Origin of the sequence: Pseudomonas fluorescens NCIMB 11764 (genome assembly GCF_000293885.2) — a bacterium.
Taxonomy (GTDB): domain Bacteria; phylum Pseudomonadota; class Gammaproteobacteria; order Pseudomonadales; family Pseudomonadaceae; genus Aquipseudomonas; species Aquipseudomonas fluorescens_B.
Map to the genome: position 1 here is coordinate 1,138,754 of NZ_CP010945.1, position 15,277 is coordinate 1,154,030.

At 56.8% G+C, this 15,277-nt stretch carries 14 protein-coding genes; 6 read left to right on the plus strand and 8 right to left on the minus strand.

The window, feature by feature from the left end; all coding sequences use genetic code 11:
* Positions 1 to 17 precede the first annotated feature (17 nt).
* From yidC to rpmH, 4 genes are read right to left on the minus strand one after another with little or no spacing between them, the layout of a single operon-like run.
* Positions 18 to 1,706 (minus strand): membrane protein insertase YidC, encoded by a 1,689-nt coding sequence (gene yidC / locus B723_RS05230; protein ID WP_017341706.1) that lies wholly within the window; start codon positions 1,704 to 1,706, stop codon positions 18 to 20.
* Positions 1,707 to 1,708: 2 nt separating this feature from the next.
* On the minus strand, positions 1,709 to 1,954 hold the full coding sequence (yidD, locus tag B723_RS31955) for a membrane protein insertion efficiency factor YidD (protein ID WP_010207715.1): 246 nt from the start codon (positions 1,952 to 1,954) through the stop codon (positions 1,709 to 1,711).
* Positions 1,947 to 2,348 carry a ribonuclease P protein component gene (rnpA, locus tag B723_RS05235; RefSeq protein WP_031319201.1) on the minus strand — a complete coding sequence of 134 codons (402 nt, stop codon included), beginning with the start codon at positions 2,346 to 2,348 and terminating at the stop codon, positions 1,947 to 1,949. The genes yidD and rnpA overlap by 8 nt, the downstream gene beginning before the upstream one ends.
* Positions 2,349 to 2,364: 16 nt before the next feature.
* Positions 2,365 to 2,499: a 50S ribosomal protein L34 gene (gene rpmH, locus B723_RS31960; RefSeq protein WP_003213577.1), complete on the minus strand. Its 135-nt coding sequence runs from the start codon at positions 2,497 to 2,499 to the stop codon at positions 2,365 to 2,367.
* 566 nt (positions 2,500 to 3,065) lie between these two features.
* Between rpmH and dnaA the strand changes: the two genes are divergently transcribed.
* From dnaA to B723_RS05260, 5 genes are all read left to right on the plus strand, one after another.
* The gene (gene dnaA / locus B723_RS05240; RefSeq protein WP_017341708.1) at positions 3,066 to 4,586 is read left to right on the plus strand and encodes a chromosomal replication initiator protein DnaA; all 1,521 of its coding nucleotides are present in this window, start codon (positions 3,066 to 3,068) and stop codon (positions 4,584 to 4,586) included.
* 39 nt (positions 4,587 to 4,625) lie between these two features.
* Entirely contained in the window at positions 4,626 to 5,729 is a 1,104-nt protein-coding gene (gene dnaN / locus B723_RS05245) for a DNA polymerase III subunit beta (protein WP_017341709.1), read from the plus strand.
* Between the two features lie 20 nt (positions 5,730 to 5,749).
* Complete coding sequence (gene recF, locus B723_RS05250; protein WP_017341710.1) at positions 5,750 to 6,853, plus strand: DNA replication/repair protein RecF; 1,104 nt, start codon at positions 5,750 to 5,752, stop codon at positions 6,851 to 6,853.
* A 5-nt stretch (positions 6,854 to 6,858) separates the two neighbouring features.
* Positions 6,859 to 9,276 carry a DNA topoisomerase (ATP-hydrolyzing) subunit B gene (gene gyrB / locus B723_RS05255; protein WP_031319202.1) on the plus strand — a complete coding sequence of 806 codons (2,418 nt, stop codon included), beginning with the start codon at positions 6,859 to 6,861 and terminating at the stop codon, positions 9,274 to 9,276.
* A gap of 241 nt (positions 9,277 to 9,517) precedes the next feature.
* Positions 9,518 to 10,036, plus strand: coding sequence for an Hcp family type VI secretion system effector (locus tag B723_RS05260; RefSeq protein WP_017341712.1), 519 nt, complete (start codon positions 9,518 to 9,520; stop codon positions 10,034 to 10,036).
* 185 nt (positions 10,037 to 10,221) lie between these two features.
* Here B723_RS05260 and B723_RS05265 read toward each other — a convergent pair whose 3' ends face one another.
* The 4 genes from B723_RS05265 to glyQ all read right to left on the minus strand — a co-directional run bounded on the left by B723_RS05265 (position 10,222) and on the right by glyQ (position 14,628).
* Positions 10,222 to 11,001: a lysophospholipid acyltransferase family protein gene (locus tag B723_RS05265; RefSeq protein ID WP_017341713.1), complete on the minus strand. Its 780-nt coding sequence runs from the start codon at positions 10,999 to 11,001 to the stop codon at positions 10,222 to 10,224.
* 82 nt (positions 11,002 to 11,083) lie between these two features.
* Positions 11,084 to 11,617 carry a D-glycero-beta-D-manno-heptose 1,7-bisphosphate 7-phosphatase gene (gene gmhB / locus B723_RS05270; protein WP_017341714.1) on the minus strand — a complete coding sequence of 178 codons (534 nt, stop codon included), beginning with the start codon at positions 11,615 to 11,617 and terminating at the stop codon, positions 11,084 to 11,086.
* A gap of 6 nt (positions 11,618 to 11,623) precedes the next feature.
* On the minus strand, positions 11,624 to 13,678 hold the full coding sequence (glyS, locus tag B723_RS05275; RefSeq protein WP_017341715.1) for a glycine--tRNA ligase subunit beta: 2,055 nt from the start codon (positions 13,676 to 13,678) through the stop codon (positions 11,624 to 11,626).
* Positions 13,675 to 14,628: a glycine--tRNA ligase subunit alpha gene (gene glyQ, locus B723_RS05280; protein WP_003213601.1), complete on the minus strand. Its 954-nt coding sequence runs from the start codon at positions 14,626 to 14,628 to the stop codon at positions 13,675 to 13,677. The genes glyS and glyQ overlap by 4 nt, the downstream gene beginning before the upstream one ends.
* A gap of 81 nt (positions 14,629 to 14,709) precedes the next feature.
* Here glyQ and tag point away from each other — a divergent pair, with 81 nt between their 5' ends.
* Positions 14,710 to 15,267 (plus strand): DNA-3-methyladenine glycosylase I, encoded by a 558-nt coding sequence (gene tag / locus B723_RS05285; RefSeq protein WP_017341717.1) that lies wholly within the window; start codon positions 14,710 to 14,712, stop codon positions 15,265 to 15,267.
* The last annotated feature ends 10 nt before the right edge of the window (positions 15,268 to 15,277 follow it).

Below are 15,277 nucleotides of genomic sequence, written 5' to 3' on the forward strand. Positions count from 1 at the left end.
GTTACCCACAGAGTAAGTTACGCCTCGGCTTTTTTGGTAGCCGCTTCGACCTTACGCGTGATGTACCACTGTTGGGCGATGGACAGGCAGTTGTTCACTACCCAGTACAGCACCAGACCAGCCGGGAACCACAGGAAGAAGAAGGTGAAGATGATAGGCATCAGCTTCATTACCTTGGCCTGCATCGGGTCCGGAGGAGTCGGGTTCAACTGCTGCTGGATAAACATGGTTGCACCCATGATGATCGGCAGAATGAAGAACGGATCCTTGATCGACAGGTCAGTAATCCACAGCATGAACGGCGCCTGGCGCATTTCAACGCTTTCAAGCAGAACCCAGTACAGCGAAAGGAATACCGGCATCTGCACGAGGATTGGCAAGCAACCACCCAGCGGATTGATCTTCTCTTTCTTGTACAGCTCCATCATGGCTTGCGACATTTTCTGCCGGTCATCGCCATGTTGCTCTTTCAGTGCCGCCAGTTTCGGGGCCACTGCACGCATACGAGCCATGGACTTGTAGCTGGCTGCCGACAACGGGAAGAAGATCCCTTTGATCAGCATGGTCAGGAAGATAATCGACCAGCCCCAGTTACCGACGATGGCGTGGATGTGTCCGAGCAGCCAGAAGATTGGCTGGGCAATGAACCACAGAATGCCGTAGTCGACGGTCAGTTCCAGACCTGGGGACAACTCTTTCAGCACGGCCTGGCTTTTCGGACCGGCGTACAGAATAGCGCTGGTTTCGGCTTTTGCACCTGGGGCAACGCTCATTGCCGGGCCGGTATAACCGATGATGTAGTTGCCTTTGCTGTCTTTGCGGGTCTGGACGACGTTGTTTTCGCCCTTCGCCGGAATCCATGCGGTCACGAAGTAGTGCTGCAACCAGGCAACCCAACCACCGCTGACGGTTTCCTTCAACTGCGCCTTGTCCATGTCCTTCATGGACACTTTCTTGTACGGCTCGTTACTTGTCCACAGGGCTGCGCCCAGGTAAGTGGCGGTACCGGTGGCGGTAGTTGAAGAAGGATCGCCGCTGGCGTCACGCTTCAGTTGCGCGAACATCGCACCAGACCAGGGCTGTGCGCTCTGGTTGTCGATCAGGTAGGAAACGGTTACGTCATACAGGCCACGTTTCAGAGTGAAACGTTTGATGTAGTTGACGCCGTCCTTGCTGAACTTCAGGTCCACGACCAATTGGTCCTGACCGTCAGCCAGTTGATAAATCTTCTTCTCCGAGGTGTACACCGGACGACCAGCCGGGCTTGCGTCCGGGCCGTTGGTGCCAATCAACCCGCTTTGCGCCAGGTAAGTCAGTTCACCGCCGTTATCAAACAGCTGGAACGGAATTTCCGGATGGTCCTGGCGACGTGGGTACAGCGGCAATTTCAGCTGGGCGACATCGCCACCTTGTGGATCGATAGCCAGGTCGAGCACATCCGTTTTGATCTGGATGAGGTCTTTGCTTGCAGCTACTGGCGTTTCAGCAGGAGCAGTGGCACTGGTATCGCTTGCGGCGCGTGGAATGTCGTCACTGACAGAAGCATTATTGCCAGTCGCCGTGTCCGGTAGGCCCGGTGCGGTAGTACTGGAAGCAACATTCTGAGTCGGCAGGGCAGCCTGGCCATAGTCCTGGTTCCATTTAAGAACCATAACGTAGGACACGATTGCCAGGGCGACGATCAGGATCGTGCGTTTGATATCCATGATTACTCGGCCATCGAAGAAGAACGGGAGGTAGGGATAGGTGGAACCGGGTCATAACCACCGGGATTCCACGGATGACAGCGACCTAAACGACGAAAGGTCAGCCAGCCACCGCGCAGAAGGCCATGATTTTCTATGGCTTCTAACGCGTAGCAGGAACAACTGGGGTAGAAACGACAGTGACTGGCCATCAGAGGACTAATGGCATAGCGATAAAACTGGATCGGAACGAGTGCCAGTTTACGCATCGGGACTGTCTACCCCTACAGTTTCGGTTTTGACTGCTGGTACCGGCGTGCTGCGTGCCAGTCGCTTCCAGAGTTTGCCGAAATGCTGAATCAATTCGGGGTTTTCTACGTCACCCAAACCTTTGCGCGCGACGATAACGATGTCCCAACCGGCCAGTGAATCCTGGTTCAGACGGAACGATTCGCGCATCAGACGTTTGAGGCGATTGCGCTCGACGGAGAGCTTTACGCTCTTTTTCCCGATAACCAGCCCGAGACGGGGGTGATCAAGATCGTTGTTGCGCGCAAGGAGCAGGAGATTTTTCCCCGGAACCTTGCCGGTAGGGGAGTCAAAGACTGCCTTGAAATGCCGGGGAGTAAGCAGACGCTTTTCCCGACTGAAGTCCTGACTCACCTCCAGTGCCGGCTTATCAAACTGCCAGACGCGCACGACCTTTGGCGCGACGACGCGACAGAACGGCACGGCCGTTCTTGGTAGCCATGCGAGCACGGAAGCCGTGGGTACGAGCGCGTTTGATAGTGCTTGGTTGGAAAGTACGTTTCATTGTCGTGTTACCTGGTTCGTCCACAACGGGCCGGAATGGCCCCCGTTTTAAGAGACCGGGGATTCTAGAGAAAGCAAGCCTCTAGGTCAATTTCCAACCAGCGTTTCCTTATAAATAGATCTCCAGTGGTTTTACTCGCCTTCCGCCTTGGCCAAATATAAAAATAAAGAAGGAAAGTATTTAAAGCTTTTCTGTAAAGCTTATAAAAGCTAGGGCACCGATCATCTGTGGATAACTACATTTAGGCCTTATATCCCGTGGTGTACAGAGAATGACAACTACGGTGGAAAACGGTGGTCAGCCTGTGCTGCGCTGTCGGATAAGCTGTGTGTGAAACGCGTGGTTATCCACAGGCAGGTTATCCACCGAGTTTCGCCCCCACTTGTACAACGACCTCAGGGTCGGTTATCCACAGACCTTATGCACAGACCATTGGTCGCCTTTTTTGCGTATAAATCGTTGATTCTTCTTGGTCGGTGACCCACCTACGTGTGGATAAGTCGGCGTCTGGTCGCTACAATGGCCGCTTGTTTTTGCCTCACCGGCTTTCAACTTAGGGGATATCCGTGTCAGTGGAACTTTGGCAGCAGTGCGTAGAGCTTTTGCGCGATGAGCTGCCTGCCCAACAATTCAACACTTGGATCCGTCCACTACAGGTCGAAGCCGAAGGCGACGAGTTGCGTGTCTACGCGCCGAATCGTTTTGTTCTCGACTGGGTTAACGAAAAGTACCTGGGTCGCGTCCTTGAACTGCTTGATGAGCACGGCAATGGCATGGCGCCTGCGCTGTCCTTATTAATAGGCAGCAAACGCAGTTCGGCGCCGCGTGCCGCTCCGAATGCGCCATTGGCTGCTGCCGCGTCCCAGGCACAGGCGGCGCAAGCACCTGTCAGTGCTCCGGCACCTGCCCCGACGGCTACGCCGACCAAGCGTTCGACACAGAAAGTTGCCGACGTCAGTGAAGAGCCATCGCGTGACAGTTTCGACCCGATGGCCGGTGCGAGTTCTCAACAGGCCCCGGTGCGTTCCGAGCAGCGCACTGTGCAGGTGGAAGGTGCGCTCAAGCACACCAGTTACCTGAATCGCACGTTCACCTTCGAAAACTTCGTGGAAGGCAAGTCCAACCAACTGGCCCGCGCAGCGGCCTGGCAGGTGGCAGACAATCCCAAGCACGGTTACAACCCGCTCTTTCTTTATGGCGGTGTTGGTTTGGGTAAAACCCACTTGATGCACGCTGTGGGTAACCATCTATTAAAGAAGAACCCGAATGCCAAGGTTGTGTACCTGCATTCGGAGCGTTTTGTGGCCGACATGGTCAAGGCACTGCAACTGAATGCAATCAACGAGTTCAAGCGCTTCTACCGTTCGGTGGATGCGTTGCTGATCGATGACATCCAGTTCTTTGCCCGCAAGGAACGCTCCCAGGAAGAGTTTTTCCACACCTTCAACGCCCTGCTCGAAGGTGGCCAGCAGGTCATTCTCACCAGTGACCGCTACCCTAAAGAGATTGAAGGCCTTGAAGAACGCCTGAAATCCCGCTTTGGCTGGGGGCTGACGGTTGCCGTCGAACCGCCGGAGCTGGAAACCCGTGTAGCGATCCTGATGAAAAAGGCCGACCAGGCCAAAGTCGATCTGCCCCACGATGCGGCGTTCTTTATTGCCCAGCGTATTCGTTCCAACGTCCGTGAGCTGGAAGGCGCGCTCAAGCGCGTGATCGCCCACTCGCACTTCATGGGCCGCGATATCACCATCGAGCTGATTCGCGAATCCTTGAAAGACCTGTTGGCGTTGCAGGACAAACTGGTCTCTGTGGATAACATTCAGCGCACTGTCGCCGAGTATTACAAGATCAAGATTTCCGACCTGCTGTCCAAGCGTCGTTCGCGCTCGGTCGCTCGTCCGCGTCAGGTTGCCATGGCGTTGTCCAAAGAGTTGACTAACCACAGCCTGCCGGAAATCGGCGATGTGTTTGGCGGCCGCGACCATACGACCGTTTTGCACGCCTGCCGCAAGATCAACGAACTTAAGGAATCCGACGCGGACATCCGCGAGGACTACAAGAACCTGCTGCGTACACTGACCACTTGATGCATACCAGCGCAGCTTATTAAGGCAAGGGACTAGACCATGCATTTCACCATTCAACGCGAAGCCCTGTTGAAACCCCTGCAACTGGTCGCAGGCGTCGTCGAGCGCCGACAGACCTTGCCGGTGCTCTCCAACGTGCTGCTGGTTGTCGAAGGCCAGCAACTGTCGCTGACCGGTACCGACCTGGAAGTCGAGCTGGTCGGTCGTGTGCAACTCGAAGAACCGGCGGACCCGGGTTCCATCACTGTGCCTGCGCGCAAGTTGATGGATATCTGCAAAAGCCTGCCGAACGACGCGCTGATCGACATCAAGGTCGACGAGCAGAAGCTGGTGGTGAAGGCTGGCCGTAGCCGCTTCACCCTGTCGACGCTGCCGGCCAACGATTTCCCGACTGTAGAAGAAGGCCCGGGTTCGCTGACCTGCAGCCTGGAGCAAAGCAAGCTGCGTCGTTTGATCGAACGCACCAGCTTCGCCATGGCCCAGCAGGACGTGCGTTATTACCTCAATGGCATGCTGCTGGAAGTCTCGGCCGGTATCATCCGCGCCGTGGCCACCGACGGTCACCGTCTGGCCATGTGCTCGATGCAGGCCGACATCGGTCAACCGGATCGCCACCAGGTCATCGTGCCGCGCAAGGGTATCCTTGAGCTGGCGCGCCTGCTGACCGAGCCGGACGGCATCGTCAGCATCGTCCTGGGTCAGCACCACATCCGCGCTACTACGGGCGAGTTCACCTTCACCTCGAAACTGGTTGACGGTAAATTCCCGGACTACGAGCGCGTTCTGCCGAAGGGCGGTGACAAGCTGGTACTCGGTGATCGCCAGGCGTTGCGTGAAGCGTTCAGCCGTACAGCGATCCTGTCGAACGAGAAGTACCGTGGCATCCGTCTGCAACTGGCCAATGGTCAACTGAAGATCCAGGCCAACAACCCTGAGCAGGAGGAAGCGGAAGAGGAAGTCGGCGTTGAATACAACGGCGGCAATCTGGAGATCGGCTTCAACGTGAGCTACTTGCTCGACGTTTTGGGCGTGATGACCACCGAGCAGGTCCGTCTGATCCTGTCCGACTCCAACAGCAGTGCGCTGGTGCAAGAGTCCGACAACGACGACTCGGCCTACGTCGTCATGCCGATGCGTCTGTAATCATGCTCAGCAGAAGCTAGATGTCCTTAAGTCGCGTCTCGGTCACCGCGGTGCGCAATCTGCACCCGGTGACCTTCTCCCCCTCCCCCCGAATCAACATTCTTTACGGCGCCAACGGCAGCGGCAAAACCAGTGTTCTGGAAGCCATTCACCTGCTGGGGCTTGCCCGCTCGTTTCGTAGCACCCGCCTGCTGCCGGTCATTCAGTACGAGCAAGTGGCGTGCACGGTGTTTGGCCAGGTCGAATTGGCTGAGGGCGGGCATAGCGCATTGGGGATATCTCGGGATCGCCAAGGTGAGTTCCAGATTCGCATTGACGGTCAAAATGCCCGTAGCGCCGCGCAACTGGCTGAAATCCTGCCTCTGCAACTCATCAACCCTGACAGTTTCCGCTTACTGGAAGGTGCACCGAAGATACGTCGACAGTTTCTCGACTGGGGCGTGTTCCACGTGGAACCGCGATTCATGTCCACTTGGCAACGCTTGCAGAAGGCCCTGCGCCAGAGAAACTCTTGGCTGCGGCATGGTACACTTGACGCCGTTTCGCAAGCGGTTTGGGACAGGGAACTGTGCCAGGCCAGTGCTGAAATCGATGAATACCGCCGTGCTTACATCAAAGCCTTGAAACCAGTCTTTGAACAGACCTTGAGCGAACTGGTTGAGCTTGAGGGTTTGACGCTCAGCTATTACCGAGGCTGGGACAAGGACCGCGAATTGAGCGCTGTACTCGCTGGGTCCGTTCAGCGGGATCAGCAAATGGGTCATACCCAGGCCGGACCACAACGCGCAGATTTGCGCCTCAGATTGGGCGCACATAATGCCGCGGACATCTTGTCTCGCGGTCAGCAGAAGCTGGTGGTCTGTGCATTGCGGATTGCTCAAGGGCACCTGGTCAGCCAGGCCCGACGCGGGCAGTGTATTTATCTGGTGGATGACCTGCCGTCCGAACTGGACGAGCACCACCGTCGCGCGCTTTGCCGCTTGCTGGAAGACTTACGCTGCCAGGTGTTCATCACCTGTGTAGATCACGAATTATTGAGGGAAGGCTGGCAGACGGAAACGCCAGTCGCTCTGTTCCACGTGGAACAGGGCCGTATCACCCAGACCCACGACCATCGGGAGTGAAGGCATTGAGCGAAGAAAATACGTACGACTCAACGAGCATTAAAGTGCTGAAAGGCCTGGATGCCGTACGCAAACGTCCCGGTATGTACATTGGTGACACCGACGATGGCAGCGGTCTGCACCACATGGTGTTCGAGGTGGTCGATAACTCGATCGACGAAGCTTTGGCCGGCCACTGCGACGACATCAGCATCATCATTCACCCGGATGAGTCCATCACCGTTCGCGACAACGGCCGTGGCATCCCGGTAGACGTGCACAAAGAAGAAGGTGTTTCGGCTGCAGAGGTCATCATGACCGTGTTGCACGCCGGCGGTAAGTTCGACGACAACTCCTACAAAGTATCCGGCGGTCTGCACGGTGTAGGTGTGTCGGTTGTTAACGCACTGTCCAAAGAACTGATCCTGACCGTTCGCCGCAGCGGCAAGATCTGGGAACAGACTTACGTCCACGGTGTTCCGCAAGAGCCGATGAAAATCGTTGGCGAGAGCGAAACCACGGGTACCCAGATTCACTTCAAGCCTTCGGCTGAAACCTTCAAGAACATCCACTTCAGCTGGGACATCCTGGCCAAGCGGATTCGTGAACTGTCCTTCCTCAACTCCGGTGTCGGCATCGTCCTCAAGGATGAGCGCAGCGGCAAGGAAGAGCTGTTCAAGTACGAAGGTGGCCTGCGTGCGTTCGTTGAATACCTGAACACCAACAAGACTCCGGTCAACCAGGTGTTCCACTTCAACATCCAGCGTGAAGACGGCATCGGCGTGGAAATCGCCCTGCAGTGGAACGACAGCTTCAACGAGAACCTGTTGTGCTTCACCAACAACATTCCACAGCGCGATGGCGGTACTCACCTGGTGGGTTTCCGCTCCGCACTGACGCGTAACCTGAACACCTACATCGAAGCTGAAGGTCTGGCGAAGAAGCACAAAGTCGCGACCACCGGTGACGATGCCCGTGAAGGCCTGACCGCGATCATTTCGGTAAAAGTACCGGATCCGAAGTTCAGCTCCCAGACCAAAGACAAGCTGGTTTCTTCCGAAGTGAAGACAGCGGTCGAACAGGAAATGGGCAAGTACTTCTCCGACTTCCTGCTGGAAAACCCGAACGAAGCCAAACTGGTCGTCGGCAAGATGATCGACGCGGCACGTGCGCGTGAAGCGGCGCGTAAAGCCCGTGAAATGACCCGTCGTAAAGGCGCGCTGGATATCGCCGGCCTGCCGGGCAAACTGGCTGACTGCCAGGAAAAAGACCCTGCCCTGTCCGAACTGTACCTCGTGGAAGGTGACTCTGCTGGCGGCTCCGCCAAGCAGGGACGTAACCGCCGCACCCAGGCCATCCTGCCGCTGAAGGGCAAGATCCTCAACGTCGAGAAGGCGCGTTTCGACAAGATGATCTCTTCGCAAGAAGTAGGCACCTTGATCACCGCGCTGGGCTGTGGCATTGGCCGCGACGAGTACAACATCGACAAGCTGCGTTATCACAACATCATCATCATGACCGATGCTGACGTCGACGGTTCGCACATCCGTACCCTGCTGCTGACCTTCTTCTTCCGTCAGTTGCCGGAGCTGATCGAGCGTGGCTACATCTATATCGCTCAGCCACCGCTGTACAAGGTCAAGAAAGGCAAGCAAGAGCAATACATCAAAGACGACGACGCCATGGAAGAGTACATGACGCAGTCGGCCCTGGAAGACGCGAGCCTGCACCTGAACGAAGAAGCCCCAGGGATCTCCGGTGAAGCGCTCGAGCGCCTGGTGAATGACTTCCGTCTGGTGATGAAGACCCTCAAGCGTCTGTCGCGCCTGTACCCACAGGAGCTGACCGAGCACTTCATTTACCTGCCAGCGGTGAGCATGGAGCAGCTGTCCGATCACGCTGCGATGCAGGATTGGCTGGCCAAGTACGAAGTTCGCCTGCGCACGGTCGAGAAGTCTGGCCTGGTTTACAAAGCCAGCCTGCGTGAAGACCGTGAACGTAACGTCTGGCTGCCAGAGGTCGAACTGATCTCCCACGGTCTGTCGAACTACGTCACGTTCAACCGCGACTTCTTCGGCAGCAATGATTACAAGACCGTTGTCTCTTTGGGCGCTCAGCTGAGCAGCTTGCTGGACGAAGGCGCGTACATCCAACGTGGCGAGCGCAAGAAGCCGGTTACCGAGTTCAAGGAAGCTCTTGAATGGCTGATGACTGAAAGTACCAAGCGTCACACCATCCAGCGATACAAAGGTCTGGGTGAGATGAACCCGGATCAGCTGTGGGAAACCACCATGGACCCGAGCCAGCGCCGGATGCTCAAAGTGACCATCGAAGACGCCATTGGCGCGGACCAGATCTTCAACACCCTGATGGGTGATGCGGTCGAACCTCGTCGTGACTTCATCGAAAGCAACGCCTTGGCGGTGTCCAACCTGGACTTCTGATCCAGCGGACTTGCCAGACAAAAAGGCCAGCGCATTGCGCTGGCCTTTTTTATTTCCTTGAATACTTTGTTCGCTTATTCACAGGAACTTAATCGTATAGAACGCGGGCTTTATGCCTCGGCACCTCGCAGAAAAATCCTACATACGACATCCCTGGTGCTCTTTATCCTACAGCCTTCTCGTCAAGTGCATGACTGGCGGGGAGCTATCATTTTTGGGATATCGAACAGGGAATGCTGTTATGCCAACACCCGCGTATTTAGTTATAAATGGAAACCGGCAAGGAATGATTACTGCCGGAACATTTACTCCGGAGTCGGTTGGTAATGTCTACCAGGAGGGTCACGAAAACCAAATCCTGGTCCAGGCATTCAGTCACCAAATAATTATTCCGAGAGATCCCCAATCGGGTCAGCCAACGGGCCAGCGCGTGCATAAACCGCTGATGATCTCAAAAGTATTTGATAAATCGTCACCGTTGATCTTAACCGCGTTAACGAGCGGAGAAGTATTGGATAACTGCCATATCGCTTGGTATCGGACCTCGGCGGCTGGAAAACAAGAACATTACTTCAGCATAGAGCTGGAAGACGCAGTGATCGTAGATGTGCAGACAAGAATGCCAAGCTGCCAGGATCCGGCCATGGCCCACTTTACACATCTGGAGGACGTGTACTTCACCTACCGAAAAATAACCTGGACTCACGAAGTCTGCGGTACCTCCGGTTCCGATGACTGGCGTGCTCCGCTTATCAGCTAGGACTCCCGACCCAAATCGCAGGCATAAAAAAACCGGCTATATCAGCCGGTTTTTTTACGTCCGAAAAAAACTTATGCACCTTTTCCGACATTTTATGAGCTTAAGAAATATGTATATAAATCATAATCTTACGAATATATCACGTCGTTTTTGAGCAAAACGGTACACAGGTTATCCACAGAATCTCAGACAGCCACCTGATCATTTGCAACCGGAGCTTGCGGAGCAGGCGGAAGCGAGCCCATATCACGCTGCATCTGCTCATTCCAGGCCTGAACACGATCGTTTAGATCGGCAATGGCTCGCGGCCCGCTTCCTTCGGCGTACATCGGCTCGCCGATGATCACAGTGATGACACCCTGCTTCTTCGCCCAACCGGTTTTCGGCCAGAACTTGCCGGCATTGTGAGCAATCGGCAGCACCGGAAGCGCGGCGTTGACCGCTAACGCGGTACCACCCCGAGAGAACTTGCCAATGGTGCCGTAAGGCACTCGCGTTCCTTCAGGGAAGATCAGCACCCAGACGCCATCTTTCAGCAGTTCATCGCCCTTCTTCGCCACATGCTTGAGCGCCGCTTTTGGGTTGTCACGGTCGATGGCGATCGGTCGCAACATGGCCATGGCCCAGCCAAAGAACGGCACAAACAGCAATGAGCGTTTCAGTACCTGGCTCAACGGCTCGAAGTAGGCCGAGAGGAAGAACGTCTCCCAAGTGCTCTGGTGGTTCGATTGAATCACGCAGGGCTGGTCAGGTACGTTCTCGGCGCCCTTCACTTCGTAGCTGATGCCCAGAAAGACTTTGCTCAGCCACAAGGCGCAGCGGCACCAATACACATTGATAAATCGATAGCGCGCCTTGAACGGCAGAAAAGGCGCGATAAAAAAGCTCAGGCTGCACCAGAGCAACGAGCTGGTGCCCAGCAGCAGGTAAAAGAGAAAGGTTCTGATGGCCTGCAGTATCGACATGGCGACGTTTACCGTGCGGGCTCTGCCCGTCTATATAAAGCGCACTCCCGATCAATCCTTGGTCAGGAAATTCGAAAGCACTCTAATTGTGGATAAGTTCTGCGGCAATCGCCGCGAGATCGTCAAATATCAAGGTGCCTACCGGTAGGGACTTGCCCAACGTCTTTGCGCCTTTCCCGGTCTTTACCAAAACTGGCTGAGAATCGACGGCTTTGGCGGCTTCCAGGTCACCAAGACTGTCGCCGACGAACCATAGATCAGTCAGCGATACGTTGTAATGCGCGGCGATGGTTTTCAGCATCCCGGGTTTTGGCTTGCGGCAAACACAGCCTTCGTCCGGCCCGTGCGGGCAATAGACGATCAGCCCGACCTCACCGCCCTGCTCCGCCACCAACGAACGCAAGCGCTCGTGCATGGCGTTCAGGGTGGCGATGTCGTAATAGCCGCGAGCGATGCCCGACTGGTTGGTAGCGACCGCTACCGTCCAGCCAGCCTTGCTCAACTGCGCGATGGCTTCGATCGAACCGGGGAGCGGTATCCACTCCTCCACCGACTTGATGTAAGCGTCGGAGTCGTAATTGATTACCCCGTCCCGATCGAGAATCAGCAGTTTCAAACAGTCTTACCCCAGCAGCGAAATGTCGGCGACGCCGAGGAACAACCCACGCAAACGCGACAGCAGTGCGTAGCGGTTGGCGCGCACGTTGGCATCATCCGCGTTGACCATCACGGCTTCGAAGAAGGCATCCACCGGCTCGCGCAAGGCCGCCAGGCGCGCCAGAGATTCGCTGTACTGACGCGCAGCAGCCATTGGCTGAACAGCCTGGTCCGCCTGCTGAATCGCCGAGTACAGGGAAAACTCGTTGGCATTGTCGAAATACTTGGCTTCAACGACCGATGGAACAGAGCCTTCAACCTTGCTCAGCAAGTTCGAAACGCGCTTGTTCACTGCGGCGAGGGCAGCAGCTTCCGGCAATTTACGGAACGCTTCCACCGCTTGTACACGCTGATCAAAGTCCAGCGCCGAACCCGGCTTCAATGCCCGTACCGACAGATAAGTCCCGACATCAACGCCTTCGTCTTCGTAGCGAGCACGCAGTCGGTCGAATACGAATTCGAGTACCGAGTCGGCCAGGCCAGCCGCCTTGACCTTGGCACCGAACGCGTTCACAGCGAACGCCACGGCGTCATTCAGATCAAGGTCGAGCTTCTTGTCGATCAGGATGCGCAACACGCCGAGTGCAGCACGACGCAGGGCATACGGGTCTTTGCTACCGGTCGGCAGCATGCCGATACCGAAGATGCCAACCAGTGTGTCGAGTTTGTCGGCGATGGCCACGGCCGCACCGGTCAGGGTGGTCGGCAGCTCTGCGCCGGCACCGCGCGGCATGTATTGCTCGTTCAGTGCCAGAGCTACTTCATCCGGCTCGCCATCGTTGAGGGCGTAGTAGTAACCGGCGACGCCTTGCATCTCCGGGAACTCACCGACCATCTCGGTTGCCAGGTCGCACTTGGACAGCAGGCCGGCACGGGAAGCCCATGCCGCGTTGCCGCCGATGCGTTGTGCGATGAATGCAGCCAGTTTGGAAACGCGCTCGGCCTTGTCGTAGACGCTGCCGAGTTTTTCCTGGAACACCACGTTCTGCAGACGCAGATTGAAATCTTCGAGTTTCTGCTTCTTGTCCTGCTTGAAGAAGAACTCGGCGTCGGTGAGGCGTGGGCGAACCACTTTCTCGTTACCGGCGATGATTTGCTGCGGGTCTTTGCTTTCGATGTTGGCCACGGTAATGAAACGTGGCAGCAACTTGCCGTCGGCGTCCAGCAGGCAGAAATACTTCTGGTTGTCCTGCATGGTAGTGATCAGCGCTTCTTGCGGCACGTCGAGGAAACGCTCCTCGAACGAGCACACCAGCGGCACTGGCCATTCAACCAGAGCGGTCACTTCGTCGAGCAGGGCTGGCGGAACGATTGCCGTGCCTTCCTGCATCGTCGCCAGCTCTTCGGTGCGCTTGCTGATGATCGCGCGACGCTCGTTGGAGTCGGCCAGCACGTAAGCGGCACGCAGGTCGCTCAGGTAGTTGGCGGGCGAAGTGATACGCACGCTTTCCGGGTGATGGAAGCGGTGACCACGGGAATCGCGACCGGCCTTCTGAGCGAGGATCGTGCAATCGATGACCTGGTCACCGAGCAGCATCACCAGCCATTGGGTCGGACGAACGAACTCTTCCTTGCGAGCGCCCCAGCGCATGCGCTTCGGGATCGGCAGGTCGTTCAGAGAGTCTTCGACGATGGTCGGCAGCAGGCTTGCCGTCGGCTTGCCGGCGATGCTCTGGCTGTAACGCAGCTTCGGGCCGCTCTGATCGATTTCGCTTAGCTCTACACCGCACTTCTTGGCGAAGCCCAACGCCGCTTGAGTCGGGTTGCCGTCTGCATCGAACGCGGCCTGACGTGGTGGGCCATCGAGGTTGATGCTGCGATCCGGTTGCTGGGTGGACAGCGAGGTGATCAGCACCGCCAGACGACGTGGCGCGGCATAGACGGTTTTGGTCTCGTAGTTCAGGCCAGCGGCTTGCAGGCCCTTGTCGATACCGGCCAGGAAGGCCTCGGCCAGGGTGTTCAGGGCTTTGGGTGGCAGTTCTTCGGTGCCCAGTTCAACCAGAAAATCTTGAGCACTCATTGTGCAGCCTCCAGCTTGGCCAGTACTTCATCACGCAGGTCCGGTGTCGCCATCGGGAAGCCCAGCTTGGCGCGAGCCAGCAGGTAGGCTTGCGCAACGGAACGCGCCAGGGTGCGCACACGCAGAATGTATTGCTGACGCGCAGTCACCGAGATCGCCCGGCGCGCATCCAGCAGGTTGAAGGTGTGGGAGGCCTTCAACACCATTTCGTAGCTCGGCAACGGCAGCGGCTGGTCGAGTTCGATCAGGCGCTTGGCTTCGCTTTCGTAGAAGTCGAACAGTTCGAACAGCTTCTCGACGTTGGCGTGTTCGAAGTTGTAGGTCGATTGCTCCACTTCGTTCTGGTGGAACACGTCGCCGTAGGTCACCTTGCCGAACGGACCATCAGCCCAGACCAGGTCGTAGACCGAGTCCACGCCCTGCAGGTACATGGCCAGACGCTCGAGACCGTAGGTGATCTCGCCGGTTACCGGGTAGCACTCGATGCCGCCCGCTTGCTGGAAGTAAGTGAACTGTGTCACTTCCATGCCGTTCAGCCAGACTTCCCAGCCCAGACCCCAGGCGCCGAGCGTCGGCGATTCCCAGTTGTCTTCGACGAAGCGAATGTCGTGGACCAGCGGGTCCAGGCCGACATGCTTGAGGGAGCCCAGGTACAGTTCCTGGAAGTTGTCCGGGTTCGGCTTCAGGACTACCTGGAACTGGTAGTAGTGCTGCAGGCGGTTCGGGTTTTCGCCGTAGCGGCCGTCAGTCGGGCGACGACTGGGCTGCACATAAGCGGCGTTCCAGGTTTCCGGGCCGATGGCGCGCAGAAACGTGGCAGTGTGGAAAGTCCCGGCGCCTACTTCCATATCGTAGGGCTGAAGTACCACGCAACCTTGCTCGGCCCAGTATTGCTGGAGGGCGAGGATCAAGTCTTGGAAGGTACGCACGGCTGGCGTAGGCTGGCTCACGAAATTCACCTGTTTCTTGGGCTGCGATTTAAAGAGCGGGAGTATACCCGATTCATTGCTGCGCACGCCCCCTGGAGCCTTATGCCACGCTGCTTTTGGTGTTCCGAAGATCCGCTGTACATGGCTTATCACGACCAGGAGTGGGGCACGCCGCTACGCGATGCGCAGGGATTGTTCGAGTTGCTTTTGCTCGAAGGGTTCCAGGCCGGCCTCTCCTGGATCACCGTGTTGCGTAAACGTGAGCGATACCGCGAGGTGCTGTTCGGCTTTGACGTACAGCGCGTGGCGCAGATGAGCGACGCTGAAATCGATGAATTGATGCTCGATCCCGGCATTATTCGCAATCGCCTCAAACTCAATGCGGCCAGGCGCAATGCCCAGGCCTGGCTGGCGCTGGAGGACCCGGTGGCGTTTCTCTGGTCCTTCGTGGGTGGCCAACCGGTGATCAATCATTTCAAGGATCGCACCGAAGTGCCGGCGGTCACGCCGGTCGCTGTGGAGATGAGCAAAGGCCTGAAAAAAGCCGGCTTTACCTTCGTCGGCCCGACCATTTGCTACGCGTTGATGCAGGCCTCGGGCATGGTCATGGACCACACCCGGGATTGCGATCGCTACGCGACCTTGTCGATCGGCGGTTAGAATAGCCGCC

Coding starts and splice junctions, on each gene's coding strand:
- B723_RS05260 (WP_017341712.1), top strand. CDS start 9,518: ATGCCAACACCCGCGTATTTAGTTATAAATGGAAACCGGCAAGGAATG.
- B723_RS05265 (WP_017341713.1), bottom strand. CDS start 11,001: ATGTCGATACTGCAGGCCATCAGAACCTTTCTCTTTTACCTGCTGCTG.
- recF (WP_017341710.1), top strand. CDS start 5,750: ATGTCCTTAAGTCGCGTCTCGGTCACCGCGGTGCGCAATCTGCACCCG.
- yidC (WP_017341706.1), bottom strand. CDS start 1,706: ATGGATATCAAACGCACGATCCTGATCGTCGCCCTGGCAATCGTGTCC.
- yidD (WP_010207715.1), bottom strand. CDS start 1,954: ATGCGTAAACTGGCACTCGTTCCGATCCAGTTTTATCGCTATGCCATT.
- tag (WP_017341717.1), top strand. CDS start 14,710: ATGCCACGCTGCTTTTGGTGTTCCGAAGATCCGCTGTACATGGCTTAT.
- dnaN (WP_017341709.1), top strand. CDS start 4,626: ATGCATTTCACCATTCAACGCGAAGCCCTGTTGAAACCCCTGCAACTG.
- glyS (WP_017341715.1), bottom strand. CDS start 13,678: ATGAGTGCTCAAGATTTTCTGGTTGAACTGGGCACCGAAGAACTGCCA.
- rpmH (WP_003213577.1), bottom strand. CDS start 2,499: ATGAAACGTACTTTCCAACCAAGCACTATCAAACGCGCTCGTACCCAC.